Here is an 18,716-nt window from a genome sequence, read left to right as displayed (position 1 = left end):
ACTCCTCCGGCGTCCCTGATCCCGCCGGAGGTGCAGGAGGCCCGCGCGGCTGGTTACCGCGGCGGGCCTCCGTCATCCCTGCGGGATCGACGTGGGCTCGGCTCAGGCGGCGCCGAGCAGGTCGCGGAGGGCCTCGATGATCTCGCGCGAGCCGCCCGAGGTCTCCGACCCTTCGCGCGTCTCGGCGCGCGCCCCGCGGTGCACGAGGGTGATGCGCGACCCCGTCGCGGTCGGAGCGACCTCCCAGTGCAGCGAGCCCTGATCGTCGCGCTCGCCGTACCAGGTCGCGATGAAGGTGTGGGCGAGCCGTCGAGGGGGATCGAACTCGAGGATCTCGCCGGTGAGCTGCACGTCGCCGTCGTCGTCGACGAAGTCGATCACGGAGCCGAGCTCCCACGTCGTGCGCGGCGACGTGCCGTAGTAGTAGCGCTTCACCGTCTCGGGCTCCGTGAGCGCGGCCCAGGCCTCGTCGGGGCTCGCGGTCACCTCGATCTCGTAGACGCGGTCGTTGTCGGTCATTCGTCTCCTCGTGTTCTCTCGTGCCCCAGGTCGTCGCGCAGGGCGAGCAAGCCGCTCGCCGCGCGCGCACCGAAGTCGTCGATCCAGCGCTGCGCGAGCTCGACGATCGGCACCGCGTTGAGGTGGCAGCGCCGCACCCGGCCCTCTTTGCGGCTCACGATGAGCCCCGCGCGCTCGAGCACCCCGACGTGTTTGAGCACGGCGTGACGTCCGAGCGGGGCGAGCTCCTCCGTCAGGTCCCCCACGGTGCGACCGTTGGTGGCGCGGAGGAGGTCGAGGATGCGGCGGCGCGACGGGTCCGCGATCGCGGCGATCACGGCATCCGTTCTGTTCACGCCCCGACAATAGGTGACTCGTTGGTCACCTGTCTAGGTGGGTGGCGTGAGTGCACCGATTTGCGTCGAGCGCACTTGCGTGAACCCGTGCCCTCGACGCAAATCGGTGCAGTGGGCGCCGAGAGTTGAGCCCGGGCCTATCCGAACTTGCCCGAGACGTAGTCCTCGGTGGCCTGGACGCTCGGCTTGCTGAAGATCGTCGTCGTGTCGTCGTACTCGATGAGCTTCCCGGGCTTGCCCGTGCCGGCGATGTTGAAGAACGCCGTCTTGTCCGACACTCGGCTCGCCTGCTGCATGTTGTGGGTCACGATCACGATCGTGTACTCCTGCTTGAGCTCCTCGATGAGGTCCTCGATCGCGAGGGTCGAGATCGGGTCGAGCGCCGAGCAGGGCTCGTCCATGAGGATGACGTCGGGCCGCACGGCGATCGCACGGGCGATGCACAGACGCTGCTGCTGGCCTCCGGAGAGGCTCGACCCGGGCCGCTCGAGGCGGTCCTTGACCTCGTTCCACAGGTTGGCTCCCTGCAGCGACGACTCGACGAGAGCATCCTGATCGCTCTTCGCCATCCGGCGGTTGTTGAGCTTCACCCCGGCGAGCACGTTCTCGCGGATCGACATCGTCGGGAACGGGTTGGGGCGCTGGAACACCATCCCCACCTGGCGTCGCACGAGCACCGGGTCGACACCGGGGCCGTAGAGGTTGTTCCCGTCGATCAGCACCTCGCCGTCGACGCGCGCGCCCGGGATGACCTCGTGCATGCGGTTGAGCGTTCGGATGAAGGTCGACTTCCCGCACCCGGAGGGGCCGATGAAGGCGGTGACGGTGCGGGGCTCGATCGTGAGCCCGACCCCTTCGACAGCGAGGAAGTCACTGTAGTAGACGTCGAGATCGCGGACTTCGATGCGCTTGGACACGGGTTCCTTCTTCTTCGATTTCGATCAGCGGCCGGTCTTCGGCGCGAAGACGCGCGCGACGATCCGGGCGACGAGGTTGAGCAGCATGACGATGAGGATGAGGGTGAGCGCTCCCGCCCAGGCCCGGTCGAGCGACGCGATCGCGTTCGTGCCCTGCGAGACGTAGGAGCTGTAGACGAACACGGGGAGGCTCTGCATCCGTCCGTCGAAGAGGTCGTAGTTCACGTTGGTCGTGAAGCCCGCGGCGACGAGGAGCGGCGCCGTCTCACCGATGACACGGGCGATCGCGAGCATGACGCCCGTCGTGATGCCCGCGATCGACGTCGGGATGACGATCTTGAGGATGGTGAGCCACTTCGGCACTCCGAGCGCGAACGCGGCCTCCCGCAGCTCGTTCGGCACGAGCCGCAGCATCTCCTCGCTCGCGCGGACGACGACCGGGATCATGAGCACGGCGAGAGCGATCGCTCCCGCGATCCCGACGCGCACGCCCGGTCCGAAGATGAGCGTGAACAGCGCGAACGCGAACAGACCGGCCACGATCGACGGGATGCCGGTCATGACGTCGACGAAGAACGTGATGGCCTTCGCGAGGTTCCCGCGACCGTATTCGACGAGGTAGACCGAGGTCATGAGCCCGATCGGGATCGAGATCACGGCGGCGGCACCCGTCATGAGCAGCGTGCCGATGATCGCGTGGATCGCGCCGCCGCCGTCTCCGACGATGTTGCGCATCGAGTACGTGAAGAACGTCAGGTCGAAGCGCGCGAGGCCGTTGGTGACGACCGTGAAGATGAGCGAGATGAGCGGGAGCAGGGCGATGACGAAGGCGAGCACGACGAGCGTCGTCACGAGACGATTCGTCGCGGGGCGCGGGCCCTCGACCAGGCGGGAGAGCACGTAGAGCGCGATCGCGTAGGCGACGACGCCGAAGAACACGGCCCCGACGATGTTGAACTCGGCGTTCGTGTCCGACATCCAGATGAGGGTGAACGCCACGGCGGAGAGGGCGAGGCTGCCGACGAGCAGCAGCCACGGCAGCGGACGAGGCAGACGCCCGGTCGCGTAGGCGTTGACGATGGGCTTGGAGCCCGCGGTGACGGTCATCAGTTGGCTCCGGAGAAGGCCTTGCGGCGGTTGACGACGATGCGAGCGAGGGCGTTGACCACGAGGGTGATCGCGAAGAGCATGAGGCCGGTCGCGATGAGGACGTTGACATTCGTGCCGTACGCCTCGGGGAAGCTGAGGGCGATGTTCGCCGCGATCGTCGACGGGTTGGTCGGGCTGATGAGGTTGAACGTGACGGCTCCGGATGCCGAGAGCACCATGGCGACGGCCATCGTCTCGCCGAGGGCTCGTCCGAGCCCGAGCATCGCCGCGGAGATGATACCCGCGCGCGCGAATGGGAACACCGAGATGCGGATCATCTCCCACCGCGTCGCGCCGAGCGCGAGCGCCGCCTCCTCATGCAGGACCGGCGTCTGGAGGAAGACCTCGCGGCAGATGGCGGTGATGATCGGAAGCACCATGACCGCGAGCACGATGCCGGCCGTGAGGATGGTGCGGCCGGTGCCCGAGGGTGGCCCGGCGAAGAGCGGGATCCAGGAGAGGTTCTCCCAGAGCCAGGTGTAGGCGGGCTGGATCGCCGGTGCGAGCACGTTGCCGCCCCAGAGTCCGAACACGACCGACGGCACCGCCGCGAGCAGGTCGACGACGTAGCCGAGGCCCTGGGCGAGCCGACGCGGGGCGTAGTGGGAGATGAAGAGCGCGATGCCGATCGCGACGGGGACCGCCATGAGCAGAGCGAGGGCGGCGGCCCACAGGGTGCCGAAGACCAGGGGGCCGGCGTAGGCCCAGATCGACTCGCCGTCGAGGATCGAGACGTCGTCGGCGGGGGTCGTGAAGGCCGGGATGCTCTGGAGGAGGAGGAAGCCGGCGACGAGGGCGAGGGCCGCGAGGATGAGCGATCCCGCGAACAGTGCGCTGCCCGAGAAGATCCGGTCGCCGGGGCGCTGTACGGCACGGGCCGGAGTCGTGGGGGCGGTCATGGTGCGGCGGGCCTCTCGGAGTGTCGGATCGAAGGTGGTCCGGAAGTGAGTCTGCCCGGGGCCGTCGGTCGCGGCAACGACCGGTGGCCCCGGGCAGGAGTGGGGCTGTTAGCTGATCGCGTCGATCGCGGCCATCGCGTCCTCACGGAGCGTGTCCGAGATCGGCGCCGAGCCCGCGGCGTCGGCCGCGCCGGCCTGACCCTCTTCGCTCACGATGTAGGACAGGTACGCCTTCACGAGGTCGACCGGGGCGCCCTCGGCGTACTCGACGCACGCGACGAGGTAGCTGATCAGGACGACCGGGTAGACACCCGACTCGGTGCTGTCGCGCTCGAGCTCGACCGCGAAGTCGAACTCGCCACGGCCCTCGACGAACGGCGAGGCGTCGACGATGGCGGCGGCGGCCTCCGGCGAGTACGGGACGTACTCGTCGCCGACCTTGACCGCGACGGTGCCGAGGTCACCGGCGCGCGACGCGTCGGCGTAGCCGATCGTGCCGGTGCCGTTGGTGACCGCGTCGACGACGCCCGAGGTCTGCGGCGCAGCCTCTCCGCCGTACTCGGTCGGCCAGGTCTCGATCGGGCCCACGGTCCACACCTCGGGCGCGTTGGCCGCGAGGTAGTCGGTGAAGTTCGCCGTCGTGCCCGAGTCATCGGCGCGGTGCACGGCCGTGATGGTCAGGTCGGGGAGCTCGACGCCCTCGTTCTGGTCGGCGATGGCCGCGTCGTTCCAGTTGGTGATCTCGCCCGCGAAGATGCCGGCGATGGTCGCGGCATCCATGTTGAGCGTGTCGACGCCCTCGAGGTTGAAGATGACCGCGATCGGGGAGATGTAGGCCGGGATCTCGATGATGCCCGTGCCGGCGACGCACGACCCGAACGCGTCGGCGGCGATCTCCTCGTCGTTGAACGCGCGGTCGGTGCCGGCGAACTGGCTGCCGCCGGCGACGAACGTGTCGCGCCCGCCGCCCGAGCCCACCGGGTCGTACTCCACGTCGACGTCGGGGTTGGCGGACTGGAATCCGGCGACCCACGCCTCCTGCGCCGACTGCTGCGACGAGGCGCCCGCGCCGACCAGGGTGCCGCTGAGGTCGCTCGGCGTCTCGCCGCCGTTCCCCTCGTTCGCGGCGCACGAAGCCAGGGCGATGGCCCCGACCAGGGCAATGGCGGCGATGCCGCCAGAGCGCTTGATGTTCACTGTGTTCCCTTCGGGAATGGATTGTCGTTCCGGACAAGGACCCGGTGCGGGCCCGTCGTCGACGGTAGGAACGCCGCGTGTCCACCCTCCGCGCGCACGGTGAACGGGAGGTTAACGACCGCGAAACGACGGTGGTGCGTGCCCTGGTGAGCGGCGCGGCTCAGGCGGCGGGGCCGTGGATCTCGACCGCGACGATGCCCGTCTCCGGCGCGTCCACCGGGACGTGCAGCACGGCGTACTCGCCGGTCGAGAGAGCCGCGGCGCGCTGCAGCCGGGCGCTGTCGACCGTGCCGGTGGCCGTCGCGACGGCGTCGACGATCTGAGGCAGCACGGGACCGTGACTGCAGAACACCGTCGTCGCCCGCGCGTCGAGGTGCTTCTCGACGACGGCCCGCACGTGCGCGCCACGCGAGGTGTAGGCATCCTGGCTGATGTCGTCCGTCTGCGCGACGTCGAGTCCGGTGAGCCGCGCGGTCGGCGCGATCGTCGTCACGCACCGCACGGCCGTCGACGAGATGAGCGTCGCCGGGCGGAAGGCCGCCACCGCCGGAGCGACGCTCAGCGCCTGCGTCTCGCCGCGGGGCAGCAGCGGGCGCGTGGCATCGGGTCCCGCCCACTGTTCGGGCGGCGTCGCCTTCCCGTGGCGCAGGGCGATGATCGCGAACGTGCGGGCGCGACCGAGGGCGTACAGTTCCGCGAACCGCTCGACGATGTCGGCGTCGTGGGCGTAACTCAACCGGCGGCGCGCCTTCTTGAGGCTCATCCAGGTGAGCTGCTCGATCTCCTCGTTGGAGACGAAGGTCGAGTTGGCGATCGCCTCCGGGGCCGTTTCGGCCGCCCAGTAGTAGACCTTCTTGTCGCGCCCGTTCGGCATGACGTACTCGACGATGCCGAGCGGCACACCGAGCCCGACGACGAGCCCCGTCTCCTCGGCGATCTCGCGCACCGCGGTCTCCGGCAGCGTCTCGCCGGGGTCGAGCTTCCCCTTGGGCAGCGAGGTGTCGCGGTGCTGGGTGCGGTGCACCACGAGGATGCGCAGCTTGCCCTTCGAGGTGACCTTCCAACAGACGGCTCCCGCCGCCAGGATGGGACCGCTCATCGCGACGGCGCCGTCATCGAGCCCCCGACCGCTTGCGGGCTCCGATCTGCCTCATGAGGTCATTCTGGAGGTCGAGCAGCGGTTCGCCCGCATCGTCGCGATCGTGGCGGGTCCACTGTCCCGTCGACTCGAGCCACCACGACGACGTCTGGTCGGACATCGCGAGGTCGAACAGGTCGTCGAGCTCGGCGATGTGCTCGGGGCGCGTGAGCCGCACGAGCGCCTCCACGCGGCGGTCGAGGTTGCGGTGCATCATGTCGGCGCTGCCGATGAACAGCAGCGGATCGCCGCCGTTCTCGAAGCGGAAGATCCGCGAGTGCTCGAGGTAGCGACCGAGGATGCTGCGCACGCGGATGTTCTCGCTGAGCCCCTCGACGCCCGGCGTGAGCGAGCAGATCCCGCGTACCCAGACCTCGACCGGCACGCCCGCCTGGCTCGCCCGATAGAGGCCGTCGATGATGGCCTCGTCGACCATCGAGTTCACCTTGATGCGGATGCCGCTCGGCTTGCCCTGACGAGCGTTCTCCGCCTCGCGGGCGATGTCCTTGAGCAGACCCTTGCGCAGGTAGCGCGGAGCGACGAGGAGTCGCTTGAACTTCTTCTCGATCGCGTACCCGGAGAGCTCGTTGAAGAGCCGGGTGAGGTCTTTGCCGACCGTGTCGTCCGCCGTGAGCAGCCCGAGATCTTCGTAGATGCGGCTCGTCTTCGGGTTGTAGTTGCCGGTGCCGACGTGGCTGTAGTGCACGAGTTTGCCCGCCTCCTGGCGGATGACGAGGGCCAGCTTGCTGTGCGTTTTGAGCCCGACGAGCCCGTAGACGACGTGCACGCCGGCCTTCTCGAGCTTGCGCGCCCAGCCGATGTTGGCTTGCTCGTCGAACCGGGCTTTGATCTCGACGAGCGCCAGCACGGCCTTGCCGGCCTCGGCGGCGTCGATGAGCGCCTCGACGATCGGGCTGTCGCCGCTCGTGCGGTACAGGGTCTGCTTGATGGCCAGCACGTTCGGGTCGGCCGCCGCCTGCTCGAGGAACGCCTGCACGCTCGTCGCGAACGACTCGTAGGGGTGATGGAGCAGGATGTCGCCGCGCCGGATGCTCGCGAAGACATCCGGCTTCTCGTTGGGCTCCGTCGGCAGCAGATTGACGCTCGTCGTCGGTACGTGGCGCGGGTACTTGAGCGCGGGCTGATCGATCTTGGTGACCTCGAAGAGCCCCGAGAGGTCGAGCGGCGCGGGGAGGCGGTAGACCTCCTGCTCGGTGATCTGCAGCTCCGACATGAGCAGGCCGAGGGTGACCTCATCCATGTCGTCGGTGATCTCGAGGCGGATGGGCGGGCCGAAGCGCCGCCGCTGCAGTTCTTTCTCGAGCGCCGTGAGCAGGTTCTCGGCGTCGTCCTCCTCGACCGTGACGTCCTCGTTGCGGGTCACCCGGAATTCGTGGTGCTCGAGCACCTCCATGCCCGGGAAGAGTTCCTCGAGGTGGTTGGAGATGAGGTCTTCGAGCGGGATGAAGCGCAGCAGACCCGAGCCGTCGTCGGGCAGCTTCACGAACCGGGGCAGGTTCGTCGGCACCTTGAGTCGCGCGAACTCCTCCTTGCCGGTCTTCGGGTTGCGCACCCGGATCGACAGGTTGAGCGACAGGCCGGAGATGTAGGGGAACGGGTGTGCGGGGTCGACCGCGAGCGGCATGAGCACGGGGAAGATCGACGCCGAGAAGATGTCATCGAGGGCGACGCGGTCGCGCTCGTCGAGGTCGCTCCAGTGCTCGACGTGGATGCCGGCCTCGTCGAGGAGGGGCTTGAGGTTCTGGAAGGCGCGGGCGTGGCGGTCCTGCAGCTCGTGGGCGCGGGAGCCGATGTCGGCGAGCACGTCGAGCGGAGCGCGACCGACGTTCGTGGGCACGGCGATCCCGGTGGCGATGCGGCGCTTCAGGCCGGCGACGCGCACCATGAAGAACTCGTCGAGGTTGCTCGCGAAGATCGCGAGGAAGTTGGCCCGCTCGAGCAGCGGGAGGGCGTCATCCTCGGCGAGCTCGAGCACCCGCTGGTTGAACGCGAGCCACGACAGCTCGCGGTCGAGGAATCTGTCGCCGGGCAGCTCCGAGTCGTCGACGAAGACGGGGTCGCCGTCGTAGTCGTCGAGCAGGTCGGCCGCGATCGTCGCGTCGCCGAGCGGGCTGCTGTCGTCCACCATGGACCGATCATGCCAGCACGCGCGTGAACGATTCCTTAACGCGGCAGCGGCACCGTGCGCAGCGGGTCGCCGCCGTCGAGGTAGAGGATGCCGTCCGCCGTGAGCGCCGCGGCGACCGCCGCGAGGGCGCGGGCTTCGAGAGCCGGATGCCGTCCGTCGAGGGCGCCGACGCGCAGCGCCACCGCGAGGTCGTACGGCTGCTCCCCGGGCTCGAGTCCGAACCCCTCGATGTCCGCCTGTCGCACGTCGAGGATGCCGTCCCCGAGTTCGGCGGCCGAGCCCGCCCTGACGGCCGCGACCGCGGCATCCGACCTGTCGACCCCGAGAGCGTGACCGTCGGGGCCGACCCGGTGCGCGATCGCCCGCAGCAGTGCGCCGGGGCCGCAGCCGACCTCGAGCACGCGCAGACCCGGGCGCAGCGGGAGCGCGTCGAGCGCCGCCTGCAGCCGCGGGGAGAGCGCACTCACGAGACGGGGGCGAGCCGTTCTTCGTCGTCGTAGACGTTGAAGCGGTAGCCGACGTTGCGCACGGTGCCGATGAGCGACTCGAGGTCGCCGAGCTTCGCGCGCAGGCGGCGCACGTGCACGTCGACCGTGCGGGTGCCGCCGAAGTAGTCGTAGCCCCACACCTCGGAGAGAAGCTGCTCGCGTGTGAACACACGCGACGGGTGCGTCGCGAGGAAGCGGAGGAGTTCGAACTCCTTGAAGGTGAGGTCGAGCGGCTTGCCGTGCACCTTCGCCGAGTACGAGGCCTCGTCGATGACGACGCCGGAGGCCTGGATCTTCGAGCTCGTCTTCTCCTGCGCGAGGCGCCCGACGACGAGACGGATGCGGGCATCCACCTCGGCCGGTCCCGCGTTCTCGAGGATGACGTCGTCGACGCCCCAGTCGGCGGAGACCGCGGTGAGCCCGCCCTCGGTGAGCACGAGCACGAGGGGCACGTTGATGCCCGTCGTCGTGAGGATCTTGCACAGCGACTTGGCGCTCGCGAGGTCTTGTCGGGCGTCGACGAAGATCAGGTCGGAGGCCGGCGCGTTGATGAGGGATGCCGGCTCGGCCGGGATCGCCCGCACCCGGTGCGAGAGGAGCCCGAGTGCGGGCAGCACGTCGCCCTCGACCGCTGAGGTCAAGATGAGCAACTGAGCCACGCGGGTGTCCTCCAAAACGCCTACCGCACAGTGTACGGACACCTACGATTGACACGTGTCCGCCCGATCGCGCAGCGTCCCGCCCGTCTGGCTCGCCGCCCTTCTCGGCGCCGTGCTCGTCGCGGTGTTCGCGGGGGACGAGTTCCTGACCTGGATCCCCGTCGTCGCGGCCGCCGTGCTGCTGCTGACCTTCGTCATCCAGCTCTCCCTGCAGCGCAAGGAGGGGCTCGTGAATCGCATCATCGCGAGCGTCGGCGGCATCCTCGTCATCCTCGGCGTGACGACGGTCGTGCTCGTTCTGCTCTATCCGGGCTCGCTCGCTAGGCTGCTGTCATGATGCTCGCCCTGGAACTGTTCTTCATCGGACTCCTGGGACTCGCCGTGCTCGCGATCGGATTCGTCTCGCTCGTGGTGCTCTACAACCTCTTCCGCGGCCAGCGCTAGATCGCCCGTCGGGCGACAATGGAAGCGCCCCGCCCGGGGCGATCGAAGGGAGCCGTCGTGTTCGAGATCGACGCCGACCTGCCTGCCGAGATCGTCCCGCTGTCCTGGCTGCTCGGGGTGTGGGAAGGCACCGGCGTGGTCGCCTACAGGATCGGCGACGAGCTGCGGGAGCACGAGGTCGGTCACCGTGTCGCCTTCACGCAGGACGGCGGTCCCGTGATGCAGTACGCCGCCTCGACGTGGCTCACCGACGAGGGCGTCGACGCCGAGCATCGTCGCCCGCTGTTCTCCGAGCTCGGCTACTGGCGACTGAGTCGTCCGCTCGGCCCGGCCGACCCCGGACCGGGCATGCTCGCCGGCGTGGGCGAGCCCGTGTTCACGACCGCCGAGTCGGTCGAGACGCTGCGCAACGACGCCGGCTCCTTCGACATCGAGGTGTCGATCCTCCAGTCGGGGGGCGTGAGCGAGCTCTACCTCGGCACGGTGGCGGGTCCACGCGTCGACCTCGGCACGGATGCCGTGGTGCGGTCGGCGTCGGCGAAGGACTACTCCGCAGCCACGCGCCTCTACGGCCTGGTCGAGGATCACCTGCTCTGGGCGTGGGACATCGCGGCGCTCGGGCAGGACCTGCGCACGCACGCCTCGGGACGGCTGGCGCGAGTTGACTAGCCACTTCGGCTCGCGTGAGGGCGCCGTCGGCGACCCGCCGCAGCACTACGGGAACCCGCTCGCCGAGCAGCGCGCCCTCGCGGCGGGACACGCCGTCGTCGACCTCTCCGATCGGGATGTCGTCACCGTCACCGGCCCGGACCGGCTCACCTGGCTCGACTCGCTGCTCTCCCAGTCGCTCGCGCGGCTCGGCCCGGGGGAATCGGCGGAGGCGCTGCTGCTCGACCCGAGTGGCCGGATCGAGTACGCGGCGCGCGTCGTCGACGACGGTGAGACGGCGTGGCTGCTCATGGATGCCGGAACGGGCGCCGGGCTCGCCGCCTTCCTCGACCGGATGCGCTTCACTCTCCGGGTCGAGGTCGCCGACCGTTCGGCGGACTTCGCGACGATCGGCACGCTCGGCGAGCCGGTCGCCGGGGTCGCCGTCTGGCGCGATCCGTGGGCCGCGGTCGTCGCCGGCGGCCACCAGTACGCCACCGTCGCGACGCACCCCGGAGCGGAGTGGACGTACTCCGAGGCGCTCGTGCCCCGGGGAGAGGTGGCCGCGCTCGCCGACCGACCGGGCGCCGGCATCCTCGCGCTCGAGGCGCTGCGGATCGCGGCGTGGCGGCCCCGCGCGGCGACCGAGCTCGACGCCACGACGATCCCGCATGAGCTCGACTGGATCCGTTCCGCCGTGCACCTCGCAAAGGGCTGCTACCGCGGGCAGGAGACCGTCGCGAAGGTGCACAACCTCGGGCATCCGCCGCGGCGGCTCGTGCTGTTGCACCTCGACGGCTCCGACAACATCGCGGTCGCACCGGGCGACGAGGTGCGCGACGGCGACAAGGTCGTCGGGCGGGTCACCGCTGCCGCCCTGCACCACGAACTCGGGCCGATCGCGCTCGCGGTCGTGCGACGGGCAACCGACCCAGCATCCACCTTGACAGTAACCGGCTCCGACGGTGTCGTCGCGGCCGCCCAGGAGGTCATCGTCCCTCCCGACGCCGGAGCCGAGGCCGACGTGCCCCGCCTGCCCCGGCTCGGTGCGGTACGGCGGAACGGGTGACGGCCGACGACGGCGCGCTGCGCCGGCTCGAGCGGCGCATCGCGCTGCGGGCGCGGCTCCGCGACGGCGGTCGTCGGGTCGTCGAGTCGCTGCCCGCGATCGTGCAGATCGTCGCCGCCGTCGTCATCGCGTACTCGATCACGCACTGGCTGCTCGGTCACCTCTACCCGGTGCTCGCGATCACGGTCACGATCACCTCCCTCGGGCTCACCCGCGACGCCCGCCCGCGTCGCGTCGCCGAGAGCCTCCTCGGCATCATCGTCGGCGTCGCGATCGCCGAGATGCTCGCGCTGCTCTTCGGAGCGGGGCTCTGGCAGCTCGCCGTCGTGCTGCTCGTCGTGTTCGTCGTCGGGCGCTTCGTGTCGCCCAACCCGCAGTTCGCGGTCGCGTCGGCCGTGCCGTCGGCGATCGTGCTGCTCATCCCCGCGGCCGACGGCGCCTTCGGTCGCACGCTCGACGCCGTCATCGCCGGCGCGGTCGCGCTGCTCGTCACGGCCCTCATCCCGCGCAGCCCCGGCCGTGCCGCCGCACGCGACCGACGCGTCATCTTCGCGGTGCTCACCGAGTCGACGGAGTCTGTCGCGCGATCCCTGCGCGACGGCGACGAAGCGGCGGGTGAGCTCGCCCTGTCGCGCCTTCGCCGCGCGCTGCCGCTCGTCGAGGCGTGGCGTCAGTCGCTCGACACCGCGATCGCGGTCGCGCGCATCTCCCCGTTCCTCCGGGGACGCCTGCCCGACCTCCGCCGCAACGCGCGGGTCGTCGACACCGTCGACCTCGTGACGCGCCACCTCCGCTCGGTCGCCCGCCGCATGCAGTTCCTCGTGCGCGACGGCGTGCCGCGTGCCGGACTCGCCGACGCGCTCACCACACTCGCCACCGGCATCCGTCTTCTCGGCGACGAGCTCGACGCCCCGCTCACCGTCGGGGCGGCACGTTCGGTGCTCGCCGACCTCGCACGTCGCCTCGACCCCGCCGTCCTGCTGCCGGGCGCCGGGCTCGCCGACGCCGCGGCGCTCCTGCTGATGCGGCCGCTCGTCGTCGACCTGCTCGAAGGCACCGGCATGCCGGCCGACGAGGCGCGCGCCCTCCTGCCGCCGGTCTAGCCGTTCGGGGCGACCGACTCCCACGGGAGGGTGAGCTCGCCGAGCTTCCACCGCGCGCGCGTGCCGAGCACCGGCCAGCCCGCCTCGCGCAGCGACGCGACAAGTGCCATCCACCGTTGGGTCGGCCCGTAGACGCCGAGCGGGGCGTGCGTCGCCCACAGCCGGTCGAGTGCGAGCAGCAGGTCGTGGATGCGCTCACCCGCGACGTTGCGGTGGATGAGGGTCTTCGGCAGCCGCTCCGCGACGATCGACGGAGCCTCGAGCCCGGCGAGGCGGAGCGAGATCGTGAAGGTCTCGGGGCCGACGGGGGAGAGCCCGACCCAGGATGCGACGCGGCCGATCTCGTCGCACGTGCCCTCGACGAGCAGGCCGCCCGGCTGGAGGCGCGCGCACATCGTCGCCCAGGCCGCCGCGACCTCGCTCTCGTCGTACTGCCGAAGCACGTTGAGTGCGCGGATGACCGCGACACGGCCCGGCACGGGCACCTCGAAGCCGCCGAGCCGGAACTCGACGCCGTCGCGGGTCGCCGCGCTCGCGATCCTCACGCGTTCGGGGTCGATCTCGATGCCGACGACGCGCACGTCGGGTCGCACAGCGGCGAGGCGGTCGCGCAACTCGAGGGTCGTCGTGGCGGAGGCGCCGTAGCCGAGGTCGACGACGACCGGATCGTCCGCCCGGTGCAGGACGGGCTGCGCGGCGATCCAGCGGTCGATGCGGCGCAGGCGGTTCACGTTGGTCGTGCCGCGCGTGATCCGACCGACGGGACGCTCCATGCCCCGATTCTCCCGGGGTCGCGCCTCGCGGGTGCGCAACTCAGGAGATTCGTCGTCTGCTGCGGCATCCCGGAGCCGAGTCGGAGAATTTCCCTGAGTTGCGTGCCGCGTACCCTGCGCGGATCAGGATGCGCGCGGCGCCGACGACCGGATTCGACCGACGTCGCGCGGTTCTCCTGATCCGCGCATGTTCCTGTGCCCTGAGATCGCCTCGGTAGGCTCGAAGGCATGTCGACGCTCATCCTGCTCCGCCACGGCAACTCCGAGTGGAACCAGAAGAACCTGTTCACCGGGTGGGTGGATGTCCGCCTCACCGAGCAAGGCACCGCCGAGGCGAAGCGCGCGGGTGAGCTGCTGCTCGACTCGGGGCTGCTGCCCGACATCCTCTACACGTCGGTGCTGACCCGCGCGATCCAGACGGCGAACCTCGCCCTCCACGTCGCCGACCGCGCCTGGATCCCGGTGAAGCGCTCCTGGCGGCTCAACGAGCGCCACTACGGTGCGCTGCAGGGGCTCGACAAGGCCGAGACGCTCGCGAAGTACGGCGAGCAGCAGTTCATGGAGTGGCGCCGTTCGTTCGACGTGCCCCCGCCGCCGCTCGCCGACGACGCCGAATGGTCGCAGTTCGGCGACCCGCGCTACGCCGACGTGCCCGATGCCGACTTCCCGCGCACCGAGAGCCTCAAGCTCGTGATCGACCGGATGCTGCCCTACTGGGAGTCGGACATCACGAAAGACCTCGCGGCGGGCAAGACCGTGCTCGTGACGGCGCACGGCAACTCGCTGCGCGCCCTCGTGAAGCACCTCGACGGCATCAGCCACGGCGAGATCGCGGAGCTCAACATCCCGACCGGCATCCCGCTCGTCTACGAGCTCGACGACGCCTTCCGCCCGACGGCCCCGTCGCGTTACCTCGACCCGGAGGCCGCCGCCGCCGGCGCCGCCGCGGTCGCCGCGCAGGGCAAGAAGTAGCTCAGTTGGCGACGACCGGGCGGAGGTAGAGCCCGGGATCGCAGCCGAGCTCGCCCGGCTGCAGCTGAACCTGGTCGAACCCGCTATAGCGGCTCACGTCGCCCGCGGCATCCCGCACCACGACGACACAGCTGTGTTCGCGGATCACGCCGAGGGCGACGACGAGCTCACCGCGGTGCTCCTCGGCGAGCACCGAGTAGCCGGGGTCGGCGAACGCCGCACGTACGCGATCCTCGACGTCGTCGACGCTCGCCCCGTCGAGTGCCTGGCGCAGCAGTGCCTCCGCATCATCGGGCATCGTGAGCAGCGGCGGCGGATCCGGCGTGAGCGCGACGACGTCGTCCGGGCACGGGATACCGCGGAGCTCCCACGTCCTCGGGTCGTAGTCGTGCAGGAAGCGCACGACGAGGTCCCAGCAGCGCACGGTCGAGCTCGGCTCGACGTCGGGCGCGAAGCCGCGGTCGTACTCACCGGGCAGGTCGACCCGGATCCGGAGCGTGAGGACGGCCTCCTCGTCCGGCCCGAGCCGGCCGGACCACCCCAACATCTCGACTCGCGCCGTGGGATCGGGGGAGCCGCTCAGCGTGACGCCGAGCGCGCGCTCCGCGAGATGCTCGGCGTCGAGCGTCTCCGGGGTGCGGGGGGTGAGGTCGTCCGCGATCGTGCGCGCGATCGCCTCCGCGCGCACGCCGGCGCGGGATGTGGTGGTGCAGCCCGCCAGCCCCGTCGCCAGGGCGAACGCGAGCGCGACCGTGGTGAGTGCCCTGATCACGCGACCAGGGTAGCCCTCCTCAGTCGGCGGGCGTCCAGTCGCCCGTGGCGAGGTAGAGCACCTTCTTCGCGATCGACACCGCGTGGTCGGCGAAGCGCTCGTGGTACCGCGAGGCGAGCGTCGCGTCGACGGTGTCGACCGCCTCGCCCTTCCAGCTCTCGCCGAGCACGGTGTCGAAGACGGAGAGGTGGAGGGCATCCACCTTGTCGTCCTCGTTGCGGATCGCCTCGGCGATCGCGGTGTCCTGGGTGCGCAGCAGCTCGGTGAGCATGCGCGCGATCTCGACGTCGAGACGGCCCATCTCGACGAACGTCGGACGGAGCTTCTTCGGCACGACCTTCTCGGGGAACCGGTAGCGCGCGAGCTGCGCGATGTGCTCCGACATGTCGCCCATCCGCTCGAGCGAGGCGCTGATGCGGAGCGCGCTCACGACGATGCGCAGGTCGCGCGCGACGGGCTGCTGCCGGGCGAGGATCTGGATGGCGAGCTCGTCGAGCTCGAGCGTCGCCGCGTCGATGCGGGTGTCTTCGGCGATCACCGTCTCGGCGAGGGTCACGTTCGACTCGTTGAACGCCTGGGTCGCCTTCTCGATGGACTCCGCCACCAGAGAGGAGATCTCCACCAGGCGGTCCTGCACCTCACGCAGTTCCTGCTGGAATACCTCGCGCATGACGCACGTCCTCTCACATCACTCGGGCAGGGGCGATTGCCCCGCACGCAGGGCCACGCTGCCCGCCCCAGGTTAACGGGCGGTGTCGAAGCCCTGAACATTGCCGGGCCGTGGCCCGGAATTCCGGGAACGCGCGGCGGACGCGCTTCGCGGTGCGCCCTAATCTAGTCGCATGGACCTGGCCTGGCTCGTGCCGGTCGCGATCGTGTTCGGATTCGCGCTCGGCGCGGGTTCCGCCGCCGCGGTCGTGGCGGCGCACCGCCGCGGTCAGCGCGCCGTCGCCGTGGTCACCCCGGTCGTGCCGGAAGGCGCCGACGAGGTCATCGACTCGCTCGAGTCGGCGGGCGTCGTGCTCGATGCGTCGAACAACGTGCTCAAGGCCTCGACGGGCGCGCTCGCCTTCGGTCTCGTCTGGAACCAGGCGCTCGTGCATCCCGAGCTCATCGCCCTCGTCGACCGGGTGCGACGCCACGGTGAACCGACCGCGCGCGAGCTGCACCTCGCCCGCGGTCCGTTCGGTGAGGCGAGCATCCACGTCTTCGTGCGCGTCGCGCGACTCGGCACGCGCTTCGTGCTCGTGCTCGCCGACGACCGCACGGAGTCGTACCGGCTCGAAGAGGTGCGCCGCGACTTCGTCGCCAACGTGAGCCACGAGCTCAAGACCCCGATCGGCGCCGTGAGCCTCCTCGCCGAGGCCCTCGAGCACGCGGCGAAGGAGCCGGATGAGGTCAAGCGTTTCGCGAAGCGCCTCACCATCGAGGCGGAGCGGCTCGCGCGCATCACGCACGAGATCATCGAGCTCAGCCGACTGCAGGCCGGCGACCCGCTCCACGACGCGACGCTCGTCGACATCGACGCCGTCGTGAATCAGGCGGTCGACCGCAACCGCGTCGCCGCCGAGAAGCACCGGATCGCGCTCGTGACGGGCGGCGACGCCGGCTCCGAGGTGTTCGGTGACGAGGCGCTGCTCGTCACCGCCGTGCACAACCTCGTCTCCAACGCCATCCAGTACTCGCCTGACAACTCGCGCGTCGGGATCGGGGTGACCCACGCCGACGGCGTCGTCGAGATCGCCGTCACCGATCAGGGCGTCGGCATCCCCGAGGCGGAGCGGGACCGCGTGTTCGAGCGCTTCTTCCGCGTCGACACCGCGCGCAGCCGCAACACGGGCGGCACCGGTCTCGGTCTCGCCATCGTCAAGCACGTCGTGCAGAACCACGGCGGCGACGTGCGCGTCTGGTCGCATCCCGGAAGTGGGTCGACCTTCACCATCCGCCTGCCGGAGGCCGTGCACGGCCCCGCCGGACCCCGATTCGCCCCGACCAACCTGGGAGCCACTCCGTGACGCGCATCCTCATCGTCGAAGACGAGCCCTCCCTCTCGGAGCCGCTCTCGTTCCTCCTGCGCCGGGAGGGCTACGAGACCGAGGTCGCCGACGACGGCAGGGTCGCGCTCGCCGCGTTCGACCGCGCGGGCGCGGATCTCGTGCTGCTCGACCTCATGCTCCCGGGCCTCTCGGGCACCGAGGTGTGCCGCGAGCTCCGCGCCCGTTCTGCGGTGCCGATCATCATGCTCACCGCGAAGGACAGCGAGGTCGACATCGTGGTCGGGCTCGAACTCGGCGCCGACGACTACGTGACGAAGCCGTACTCGTCGCGCGAGTTGCTCGCCCGCATCCGTGCCGTGCTGCGACGCCACACCGAGGTCGGAGGCGACGACCACGGCGTCGTCGAGGCCGGCGCCGTGCGGATGGACACCGAGCGCCACGCGGTGTCGGTGCGCGGCACGGAGGTGGCGATGCCGCTCAAGGAGTTCGAGCTGCTCGAACTGCTCATGCGCAACGCGGGACGTGTGCTCACCCGCGGGCAGCTCATCGACCGCGTCTGGGGTTCCGACTACTTCGGCGACACCAAGACCCTCGACGTGCACATCAAGCGCATCCGCTCGAAGATCGAGGACGACCCGTCCGACCCGAAGGCGCTCGTCACCGTGCGCGGCCTCGGCTACCGCTTCGAGCCGTAGGCGCGACCTACGGCGCCGGGGTCTCCGTCGGCTCCGGGGTGCCGGTGACCGTCGGGGTCGGAGTGGGAGTCGGGGTGGGCGTCGGCAGGAGGCCGTCGTACTCCGGCAGACGGTCGTCGAGCACGGGCACGGTGACCTGCTTGCCCTGCTCGCCGCCGTACTGGAAGTAGATCTTCAGCAGCGCACCGGCCGCGGTGTCGATGCCGGGAAGGAAGACCTGCCCCTCGTCGCCGGCGCCGAAATGCACGGTCTCGCCCGCGGGGATCTCGAGCTCGACGTTGACCTTGTCGCCGTCGGACTCGTACTGGATCACGAGGTCGACGTCGTCGTCGCCCGAGTTGGCCGCGGCGCCCGTGAGGTTGCCGTCGTCGCCGTCCTCGGTGAAGACGAGGACGTTGAGCAGTCGCACGTCGCCGACCGTCGCGCTGACGCCGTCGCTCGCGTCGTACGGGTACTGGGTCTGCTGCACCGCGAACAGGCTGCAGCCGCTGAGGGCGCCGACGAGGGTCAGGGCGCCGGCAAGGGATGCCCAGTTACGAACCTTCACGGGGGGCCTTCCAGGGAGACGGACACGTGTCGTTCCAGCCTAGCGGCGACGGTGGGCGACGGCGGACTCACTCCCACCTGGCCTGTACCCCGCCGTGGTAAGCTGGGCGGTCTGCGGAAGGAACAACTCCATGCTTTTTGAGGTCGGCGAAACCGTCGTTTACCCCCACCATGGCGCCGCCACCATCATCGAGGTCAAGAACCGGGTGATCCGAGGCGAAGAGAAGCTGTACCTGAAGCTCAACGT

The 18,716-nt window shown here is 70.2% G+C and carries 22 protein-coding genes; 8 read left to right on the top strand and 14 right to left on the bottom strand.

Annotation, left to right across the window (positions count from 1 at the left end; translation table 11 throughout):
• Nucleotides 1-102 precede the first annotated feature (102 nt).
• The 10 genes from ACO1X9_RS08770 to ACO1X9_RS08725 all read right to left on the bottom strand — a co-directional run bounded on the left by ACO1X9_RS08770 (nt 103) and on the right by ACO1X9_RS08725 (nt 9,450).
• Nucleotides 103-519 carry an SRPBCC domain-containing protein gene (locus ACO1X9_RS08770; protein ID WP_486350443.1) on the bottom strand — a complete coding sequence of 139 codons (417 nt, stop codon included), beginning with the start codon at nt 517-519 and terminating at the stop codon, nt 103-105.
• Nucleotides 516-854: an ArsR/SmtB family transcription factor gene (locus tag ACO1X9_RS08765; protein WP_486350442.1), complete on the bottom strand. Its 339-nt coding sequence runs from the start codon at nt 852-854 to the stop codon at nt 516-518. Before ACO1X9_RS08765 ends, ACO1X9_RS08770 begins: the two co-directional genes overlap by 4 nt.
• 137 nt (nt 855-991) lie before the next feature.
• Nucleotides 992-1,771: a phosphate ABC transporter ATP-binding protein PstB gene (gene pstB, locus ACO1X9_RS08760; protein WP_486350441.1), complete on the bottom strand. Its 780-nt coding sequence runs from the start codon at nt 1,769-1,771 to the stop codon at nt 992-994.
• Between the two features lie 24 nt (nt 1,772-1,795).
• Complete coding sequence (pstA, locus tag ACO1X9_RS08755; protein ID WP_486350440.1) at nt 1,796-2,878, bottom strand: phosphate ABC transporter permease PstA; 1,083 nt, start codon at nt 2,876-2,878, stop codon at nt 1,796-1,798.
• Nucleotides 2,878-3,819 (bottom strand): phosphate ABC transporter permease subunit PstC, encoded by a 942-nt coding sequence (pstC, locus tag ACO1X9_RS08750; protein ID WP_486350439.1) that lies wholly within the window; start codon nt 3,817-3,819, stop codon nt 2,878-2,880. Before pstC ends, pstA begins: the two co-directional genes overlap by 1 nt.
• Before the next feature lie 108 nt (nt 3,820-3,927).
• The gene (locus ACO1X9_RS08745) at nt 3,928-5,016 is read right to left on the bottom strand and encodes a phosphate ABC transporter substrate-binding protein PstS (RefSeq protein WP_486350438.1); all 1,089 of its coding nucleotides are present in this window, start codon (nt 5,014-5,016) and stop codon (nt 3,928-3,930) included.
• Between the two features lie 160 nt (nt 5,017-5,176).
• On the bottom strand, nt 5,177-6,115 hold the full coding sequence (locus ACO1X9_RS08740; RefSeq protein ID WP_486350437.1) for an NUDIX hydrolase: 939 nt from the start codon (nt 6,113-6,115) through the stop codon (nt 5,177-5,179).
• A 13-nt stretch (nt 6,116-6,128) separates the two neighbouring features.
• Entirely contained in the window at nt 6,129-8,303 is a 2,175-nt protein-coding gene (locus ACO1X9_RS08735; RefSeq protein WP_486350436.1) for an RNA degradosome polyphosphate kinase, read from the bottom strand.
• Nucleotides 8,304-8,338: 35 nt separating this feature from the next.
• Nucleotides 8,339-8,770, bottom strand: a complete 432-nt coding sequence (locus ACO1X9_RS08730) for a methyltransferase domain-containing protein (RefSeq protein WP_486350435.1) — start codon at nt 8,768-8,770, stop codon at nt 8,339-8,341.
• Nucleotides 8,767-9,450, bottom strand: a complete 684-nt coding sequence (locus ACO1X9_RS08725) for a response regulator transcription factor (protein WP_486350434.1) — start codon at nt 9,448-9,450, stop codon at nt 8,767-8,769. Before ACO1X9_RS08725 ends, ACO1X9_RS08730 begins: the two co-directional genes overlap by 4 nt.
• Before the next feature lie 55 nt (nt 9,451-9,505).
• Here ACO1X9_RS08725 and ACO1X9_RS08720 point away from each other — a divergent pair, with 55 nt between their 5' ends.
• From ACO1X9_RS08720 to ACO1X9_RS08705, 4 genes are all read left to right on the top strand, one after another.
• Nucleotides 9,506-9,787, top strand: a complete 282-nt coding sequence (locus ACO1X9_RS08720; RefSeq protein WP_486350433.1) for a hypothetical protein — start codon at nt 9,506-9,508, stop codon at nt 9,785-9,787.
• A gap of 164 nt (nt 9,788-9,951) precedes the next feature.
• Nucleotides 9,952-10,563 (top strand): nitrobindin family protein, encoded by a 612-nt coding sequence (locus ACO1X9_RS08715; protein ID WP_486350432.1) that lies wholly within the window; start codon nt 9,952-9,954, stop codon nt 10,561-10,563.
• The gene (gene ygfZ / locus ACO1X9_RS08710) at nt 10,556-11,611 is read left to right on the top strand and encodes a CAF17-like 4Fe-4S cluster assembly/insertion protein YgfZ (protein WP_486350431.1); all 1,056 of its coding nucleotides are present in this window, start codon (nt 10,556-10,558) and stop codon (nt 11,609-11,611) included. Before ACO1X9_RS08715 ends, ygfZ begins: the two co-directional genes overlap by 8 nt.
• Nucleotides 11,608-12,714 carry an FUSC family protein gene (locus tag ACO1X9_RS08705; protein WP_486350430.1) on the top strand — a complete coding sequence of 369 codons (1,107 nt, stop codon included), beginning with the start codon at nt 11,608-11,610 and terminating at the stop codon, nt 12,712-12,714. Before ygfZ ends, ACO1X9_RS08705 begins: the two co-directional genes overlap by 4 nt.
• On the opposite strand, the gene ACO1X9_RS08700 is transcribed toward ACO1X9_RS08705, so the two are convergent.
• Entirely contained in the window at nt 12,711-13,487 is a 777-nt protein-coding gene (locus tag ACO1X9_RS08700; protein WP_486350429.1) for a class I SAM-dependent methyltransferase, read from the bottom strand. The genes ACO1X9_RS08705 and ACO1X9_RS08700 overlap by 4 nt on opposite strands.
• Before the next feature lie 228 nt (nt 13,488-13,715).
• Between ACO1X9_RS08700 and ACO1X9_RS08695 the strand changes: the two genes are divergently transcribed.
• A complete protein-coding gene (locus tag ACO1X9_RS08695) occupies nt 13,716-14,459 on the top strand; it encodes a phosphoglyceromutase (RefSeq protein ID WP_486350428.1) in 744 nt (247 codons plus the stop codon).
• Between the two features lies 1 nt (nt 14,460).
• On the opposite strand, the gene ACO1X9_RS08690 is transcribed toward ACO1X9_RS08695, so the two are convergent.
• On the bottom strand, nt 14,461-15,231 hold the full coding sequence (locus ACO1X9_RS08690; protein WP_486350427.1) for a hypothetical protein: 771 nt from the start codon (nt 15,229-15,231) through the stop codon (nt 14,461-14,463).
• Nucleotides 15,232-15,250: 19 nt separating this feature from the next.
• The gene (gene phoU / locus ACO1X9_RS08685) at nt 15,251-15,901 is read right to left on the bottom strand and encodes a phosphate signaling complex protein PhoU (RefSeq protein WP_486350426.1); all 651 of its coding nucleotides are present in this window, start codon (nt 15,899-15,901) and stop codon (nt 15,251-15,253) included.
• A 172-nt stretch (nt 15,902-16,073) separates the two neighbouring features.
• Here phoU and ACO1X9_RS08680 point away from each other — a divergent pair, with 172 nt between their 5' ends.
• Both ACO1X9_RS08680 and ACO1X9_RS08675 read left to right on the top strand, forming a co-directional pair.
• Nucleotides 16,074-17,246 carry a sensor histidine kinase gene (locus ACO1X9_RS08680; protein WP_486350425.1) on the top strand — a complete coding sequence of 391 codons (1,173 nt, stop codon included), beginning with the start codon at nt 16,074-16,076 and terminating at the stop codon, nt 17,244-17,246.
• Nucleotides 17,243-17,923 carry a winged helix-turn-helix domain-containing protein gene (locus tag ACO1X9_RS08675; protein WP_486350424.1) on the top strand — a complete coding sequence of 227 codons (681 nt, stop codon included), beginning with the start codon at nt 17,243-17,245 and terminating at the stop codon, nt 17,921-17,923. The genes ACO1X9_RS08680 and ACO1X9_RS08675 overlap by 4 nt, the downstream gene beginning before the upstream one ends.
• 7 nt (nt 17,924-17,930) lie before the next feature.
• Here the strand turns inward: ACO1X9_RS08675 and ACO1X9_RS08670 are convergent, their stop codons facing one another.
• Entirely contained in the window at nt 17,931-18,470 is a 540-nt protein-coding gene (locus ACO1X9_RS08670; protein ID WP_486350423.1) for a DNA modification methylase, read from the bottom strand.
• 130 nt (nt 18,471-18,600) lie between these two features.
• Here ACO1X9_RS08670 and ACO1X9_RS08665 point away from each other — a divergent pair.
• Nucleotides 18,601-18,716 (top strand): CarD family transcriptional regulator (locus ACO1X9_RS08665; protein WP_486350455.1); only part of this gene is annotated, 116 nt, incomplete at its 3' end.

It is taken from the genome of Pseudolysinimonas sp. (genome assembly GCF_057350545.1).
This window is presented reverse-complemented; position numbering and strand designations above follow the sequence as displayed.